Annotated in this window: 6 protein-coding genes; 4 read left to right on the top strand and 2 right to left on the bottom strand. The window is 65.5% G+C overall.

The features are described from left to right. Positions 1-333 precede the first annotated feature (333 nt). On the top strand, positions 334-1,044 hold the full coding sequence (locus tag ACLP25_RS17185) for an ABC transporter substrate-binding protein (protein ID WP_442470400.1): 711 nt from the start codon (positions 334-336) through the stop codon (positions 1,042-1,044). A gap of 109 nt (positions 1,045-1,153) precedes the next feature. Further along, a complete protein-coding gene (gene aspS / locus ACLP25_RS17180; protein WP_442470399.1) occupies positions 1,154-2,944 on the top strand; it encodes an aspartate--tRNA ligase in 1,791 nt (596 codons plus the stop codon). A gap of 282 nt (positions 2,945-3,226) precedes the next feature. On the opposite strand, the gene ACLP25_RS17175 is transcribed toward aspS, so the two are convergent. Together ACLP25_RS17175 and ACLP25_RS17170 are read right to left on the bottom strand one after the other, a co-directional pair. After that, the gene (locus tag ACLP25_RS17175; protein ID WP_442470398.1) at positions 3,227-3,574 is read right to left on the bottom strand and encodes a GYD domain-containing protein; all 348 of its coding nucleotides are present in this window, start codon (positions 3,572-3,574) and stop codon (positions 3,227-3,229) included. A 71-nt stretch (positions 3,575-3,645) separates the two neighbouring features. Then, the gene (locus ACLP25_RS17170) at positions 3,646-4,062 is read right to left on the bottom strand and encodes a helix-turn-helix domain-containing protein (RefSeq protein ID WP_442470397.1); all 417 of its coding nucleotides are present in this window, start codon (positions 4,060-4,062) and stop codon (positions 3,646-3,648) included. Between the two features lie 10 nt (positions 4,063-4,072). Between ACLP25_RS17170 and ACLP25_RS17165 the strand changes: the two genes are divergently transcribed. Both ACLP25_RS17165 and ACLP25_RS17160 read left to right on the top strand, forming a co-directional pair. Continuing rightward, positions 4,073-4,969 carry an alpha/beta hydrolase gene (locus ACLP25_RS17165; protein ID WP_442470396.1) on the top strand — a complete coding sequence of 299 codons (897 nt, stop codon included), beginning with the start codon at positions 4,073-4,075 and terminating at the stop codon, positions 4,967-4,969. 278 nt (positions 4,970-5,247) lie between these two features. Then, positions 5,248-5,736 (top strand): ABC transporter substrate-binding protein (locus tag ACLP25_RS17160; protein WP_442470395.1); only part of this gene is annotated, 489 nt, incomplete at its 3' end.

The following is a 5,736-nucleotide window of genomic DNA, read 5'->3' as shown; positions in this document are numbered from 1 at the left end:
CGGCGCCGCGCAGCCTGAGAGGCACGCCGCCAGCGCCGCCAGCACGGCGCGGCGGTCGACTGAGACCGTCATTGTCCAGACATCCGATTCTCCCAACGACTCGTCGCTAGACTATGCAGAAAACACTCGAAGCGAGCCTTGCGCCCGTTTGATGGCGGCCCGCGCTTTGTAGGACGCAGTCCATAGGGCGTCCATCCGGATGCCCGTCTCCGGAGCGGCGCGCTAAACGAGTGCGCCTGCCGAGTCGACCCCCCGCGAGGAGCGGATCGGCAATTTGACAGCGTGGCGAAGGGCGATGACAATCGGCGCGACCCACAGGGGCGGAGCGCCGCAATGAGCCTTCCCACTCTCGCGCCGGGCGTGCTTCGTGTGGCTTCGGCGGTTCCCGACCCGCCGTTCGAATTCGAGCGCGACGGCGGATTGGCGGGATTCGACGTCGACCTGATGAAAGCGATCTCAGCCGATCTCGGTCTTTCCTGGCAGCCCTGCCGCTACACGGGCGCCGACTTCAACGGCATCTTCGATGGCCTGGCGGACGGATCGTGGGACTGTGTCGCGTCGGGGACGACCATCACTCCGGACCGGGAGCGGAAAGCCGATTTCTGCGCGCCTTATCTGGCCTCCGGGCAAAGCCTCGTCTGCAATGTTCGGCGCACGCCTCACGTCCGGTCGGTCGACGATCTGGCCGGCCTGGTCATCGGCGTGCAGCGCGGAAACACTTCCGAGCCGGTCGCCGAGCAGCTCAAGGCCGCGGGGAAGGCGGCCGACGTGCGCGTCTATCCGTACCATGGGGTCGCCGAGATGCTGAACGATCTCGAGGCCGGAACGATCGGCGCCGTGATGAAGCTGGCCCCCGTGATGCATTGGCTGACGCGCCAGCGCCCGGCGCTGCGGATCGTCCAGACGGGGATCACCGAGGAGAAGCTTGCGATCTGCGTGCGACGGGGCGCTGACGCGTTGCGGGCGGCGATCGATGCATCCCAGGCCCGGCTCGCGTCGAGCGGAGCGCTCGGCGGACTCGTCGCCGAATGGACCACCCTATGACGGATTGCGTTGCCGCGACCCGTGCGCGCGCAGCCCTTCCCCATGCCGCGGTTTTCCGCTAAGCGGCGGCCTTCCCGCATAGTCGGCGAGCAAGAAGGCAGAGTTTTCCATGCATCGCTATCGCACGCACACCTGCGGCGCCCTCGGGCTTTCGCTCAGCGGCGAGGCCGTTCGCCTGTCCGGCTGGTGCCATCGCATCCGCGACCACGGCGGCGTGCTGTTCATCGATCTGCGCGACCACTACGGGATCACCCAATGCGTGGTCGATCCGGATTCGCCGGCCTTCCAGCAAGCCGAGAAGCTCCGCTCGGAATACGTTGTCCGGATTGACGGAAACGTCCGCAAGCGTCCCGAGGGAACCGAGAATTCCGAGATGGCGACCGGCATGGTCGAGGTCTATGTCCGCGACATCGAGGTGCTCGGACCGGCGGGCGACCTGCCGATGCCGGTATTCGGAGACCAGCCGTACCCGGAGGACACGCGCCTGCGGTACCGGTTCCTCGATCTCAGGCGCGAGAAGCTGCATCAGAACATCATTTTGCGCGGGCGGATCATCGACTCCTTGCGCACCAGGATGAAGGCGCAAGGGTTCTTTGAGTTCCAGACCCCGATCTTGACCGCCTCCAGCCCCGAGGGCGCGCGCGACTTCCTCGTCCCGTCGCGGCTCCATCCCGGCAAGTTCTACGCGCTGCCGCAGGCGCCGCAGCAGTTCAAGCAGCTGACCATGGTCGCCGGGTTTGACCGCTATTTCCAGATCGCGCCCTGCTTCCGCGACGAGGACGCGCGCGCCGACCGTTCGCCCGGCGAGTTCTATCAGCTCGACATCGAGATGAGCTTCGTCACCCAGGAGGACTTGTTCGCCGCGGTCGAGCCGGTCCTGCGCGGCGTGTTCGAGGAGTTCGGCGGCGGCAAGCCGGTCACGCAGCAGTTCCCGATGATCCCCTATGCTGAGGCGATGCTGGAATATGGCGTCGACAAGCCGGACTTGCGCAACCCGATCAGGATTTCCGACGTCACAGAGGTGTTCGAGCGCGACGACGTCTCCTTCCGAGCCTTCAAGGAGGTGATCAAGGCGGGCGGGGTGGTGCGGGCGATCCCGGCGCCGGGCGCCGCGAAGCAGCCGCGCTCCTTCTTCGACAAGCTCAACGACTGGGCCAAGGGCGGGGGCGCGCCGGGCCTTGGCTACATCATCTTTGAGGGCGAGGGCGAGGCGCTTTCCGGCAAGGGGCCGATCGCAAAATTCCTGCCCGCCGAGGCGCAGCAGGCCCTCGTCGCCAAGGCCAAACTCTCGGCCGGCGACGCGGTGTTCTTCGCCTGCGACAAGGCGGACAAGGCGGCGAAACTCGCGGGCGCTGCGCGCATCCGCATCGGCAATGACCTCGGAATCTGCAAGAGGGACGTGTTCGAGTTCTGCTGGATCGTCGATTTCCCGATGTACGAGTGGAACGAGGAGGAGAAGAAGGTCGACTTCTCCCACAACCCGTTCTCCATGCCGCAGGGCGGGCTCGAGGCGCTCGAGAACCACGACCCGTTGACGATCAAGGCGTTCCAGTACGACATCGTCTGCAACGGTATCGAGCTGTCGTCGGGGGCGATCCGCAACCACCACCCGGACATCATGAAGAAGGCGTTCGCCATCGCCGGCTACCCCGAGGACGTGCTCTTGGAGAAATTCGGCGGCATGTACCGCGCCTTCCAGTGCGGCGCTCCGCCCCACGGCGGCATCGCGCCCGGCGTCGACCGCATCGTCATGCTGCTCGCCGGCGAGGAGAATTTGCGCGAAGTCGTGCTGTTCCCGATGAACCAGCGCGCCGAAGACCTGATGATGGGCGCGCCCGCCCACGTCACGCCGAAGCAGCTGCGCGAACTGCACATCCGGCTGAATTTGCCGGAGAAGTGAGGCTCCGTTTTAGGGCGGTCCCCGAGCCTCGCTCGATATCGCGCGCGCTCCCCTGTTTGTGGCCGCTGCCGCCTCCGCGCGCAGCGATCTCGGCGACTGTGACGCCCAACGGGGTTGAATGGTCAGTGTGGCTGTGATTCTAAGTGCGACGCGATTTCCGAAGGAGATTCGTATTCGCAGAATCGGCCTTTCTGGCCGTCCTCACGAAAGAGGTTGCGACGACTTTTCGTCTAAGCAGTGTCGATAGCAAGTGTCGATTCTGCGCAATTTGGGTTAGCGCGCTCACCCGTGGCTGGCATAGCCTACAGGCGACATATAGCCGGAATCCACGGTTTTGGCCTTCACCATGGCCGCCTTTCCCTCTTCGCTGGTCAGCAGCACCGTCGTTCGGAAGACCCAGTTAGCGCCAGCGCCAGTAAGCGTATTCGCGCACGCCGCGCACCTCTCGTTGCTGGGAAACTCGACGATGCTAATGCCATCGTAGTCGCCGAATGCGTAGAAGAACTGATGCATGCGACCATCGAACCCTTGCACCGCTTTGCGGAGCTCTGCCGCGCGGTCCTGCGGCGTGTCGACCATGGCCCGGATGGCTTCGTCCTTATATTTCCACTGAAACAGGTAGTACGGCATGGCTTGTTCCTCCCTCCAGCCCGCGCTAGTCGAGGTTACGGCGCCGTGACGCCCAATGTCTGTGATGCCGATCACAGGACGGTCCGGCCCTTTCGCAAGGTCTCACGCATGCCGCTGTCCTCGGTGAAGGTTGGGGATTCGGCGCGGGCTTCGGCGTCGCGATTTTTGCGGCGATGGGCCGCCGGAGTCGCGCCCGTCCATTTGCGGAAGGCGCGGTGGAAGGCGCTGGGCTTGTCGAAGGCGAGTCCAGCGGCGATGTCGGCGACGCCGAGCCGGCCTTCGGCCAGTCGTTGCAGGGCGCGCTCGTGGCGGAGCGCGTCGCGGGTGGCGCGGTAGGTCTGGCCTTCCTGGCTCAGCGGTGGCGCAGCGTCGAGGCCGGGCGCGAAGCCGCCGGCGGACGGCGGCGGCGACGCCGAAGCAGTTGCGCGAACTGAACATTCGGCTGAACTTGCCGGAGAAGTGAGGACAGACCCCCACCGGAGAAGCAAGAGGGACCCGATGTTCGAAGGCTTCGAGCGGCGCACGGTCGACGTCGGCGACGGGATTTTGGTCGCCTGCGTCTTGGGCGGGGAGGGGCCGCCGGTCCTCCTGCTGCACGGGTTTCCGCAGACGCACGCGATGTGGGCGCGGATCGCGCCGCACATCGTGGAGGCCGGCTATTCGGTCGTGTGCGCGGACCTGCGCGGCTATGGCGACTCTTCGAAGCCCCGACGTCTGCCGGATAATTCCAACTACAGTTTTCGCGCTTTCGCCGAGGATCAGCTGCGCCTCATGCGGGCGCTCGGCTGCGAACGCTTTCACGTCATCGGCCACGACCGGGGCGGACGCACGGCGCACCGCATGGCGCTCGACCATCCGGATGCGGTCGCGAGCCTCGCCGTGCTCGACATCGTGCCGACCTACGCGATGTTCATGGAGACGAACCGCCAAGTCGCCGGCGCCTACTGGCACTGGTATTTCCTCTCCCAGCCCGAGCCCTTGCCCGAGCGCATGATCGGCGCCGATCCGGACTTCTTCTACGAGACCTGCCTCGCCGGCCTTGGCGTGACGGGGCTCAAGGACTTCGATCCCGCGCAGCTCGACGCCTACCGCCGCGCCTGGCGCGATCCGACGATGATCCACGGCTCGTGCTCCGACTACCGCGCGGCGGCGACGATCGACCTCGACCATGACGCCGCCGACCTCGACCGCAAAGTCGAGGCGCCGCTGCTCGCCTTCTACGGCGCGCACGGCTTGATGGCGATGCTGTTCGACATCCCGTCCGAATGGCGCCGCCGCGCCGCGAACGTGCGCGGCGCCTCGCTGCCCGGCGGCCACTTCTTCCCGGACTTCCTGCCTCAGGAGACGGCGGAGGTCCTGGTCCGCTTCCTGGGCGAGGCAGCCGCGGCCCTGTAGGGCGCAATCCAACTCGGTGGAGGTGGTCTTGCCGGCGGCCTCCGCGAGCCGCTTGAACCCAGAGCGCGCGACGATCGTGGAAAGGTCGCCGCCCGCCCAATGGGGATTTCGCCGTGTTGCGCGGACGGATTCCCTATGTAACTATCCTCTAAGCGCAGCGCCGACATTCCGCCGTAAACCTTGTCCGCGCTTGATGAGTCGGTCGGCGCAATAACCAATATCGGTCAACCCGGCGCCAATAGAACGCCGGCCGCGCGCACTGCAAGGAGGAACGAGCAATGCCTAAGGGCCCGAACAACCTGTCGCGACGTCATTTCTTGCGTTCTACCGCGCTCGTCGGCGTTGGAGCGGCGACGACGGCAATCGGCATTGCGCCCGCCCGGGCGGCTCCAGTCGAAATCCAATATTTCTATCGCGCCGCATGGCCGACCTCGGAGCTCTACGCCAACTGGCTGATCGACGAATTCAACAAGAAGAACGGCGACCGCATCCACGTCACCGGCGCAAGCGACGATGGCGAGACCTACAAGACCAAGCAAACGATCGAGATCAGCTCAAGCGACCCGCCCGACGTTTTCTACTCGTGGGAAGGGGGCCGCGCGGGGGAAATCATCAAGGGCGGTTTCGCCGCCGATCTCTCGGACTACTACCAGAAATTCGGCTGGGACAAGTCGCTCAATTCGGCGAGCGTTTCGCTGGCGAAGTTCGATGGAAAGCCGTTTTTCGTTCCGACCGAGATCGGCGCTTCGGTCGTCTGGTACCGGAAG

Origin of the sequence: Roseiarcus sp., from assembly GCF_052145395.1 — a bacterium.
Classification (GTDB): domain Bacteria; phylum Pseudomonadota; class Alphaproteobacteria; order Rhizobiales; family Beijerinckiaceae; genus Roseiarcus.
The sequence above is the reverse complement of the archived record's forward strand: the minus strand, read 5'-3'. Positions and strand labels throughout refer to the sequence as shown.

Bases quoted from the DNA above. Each gene is read 5' to 3' on its own strand.
- ACLP25_RS17185 (WP_442470400.1), top strand. From the start codon at position 334: ATGAGCCTTCCCACTCTCGCGCCGGGCGTGCTTCGTGTGGCTTCGGCG.
- aspS (WP_442470399.1), top strand. From the start codon at position 1,154: ATGCATCGCTATCGCACGCACACCTGCGGCGCCCTCGGGCTTTCGCTC.
- ACLP25_RS17175 (WP_442470398.1), bottom strand. From the start codon at position 3,574: ATGCCGTACTACCTGTTTCAGTGGAAATATAAGGACGAAGCCATCCGG.
- ACLP25_RS17165 (WP_442470396.1), top strand. From the start codon at position 4,073: ATGTTCGAAGGCTTCGAGCGGCGCACGGTCGACGTCGGCGACGGGATT.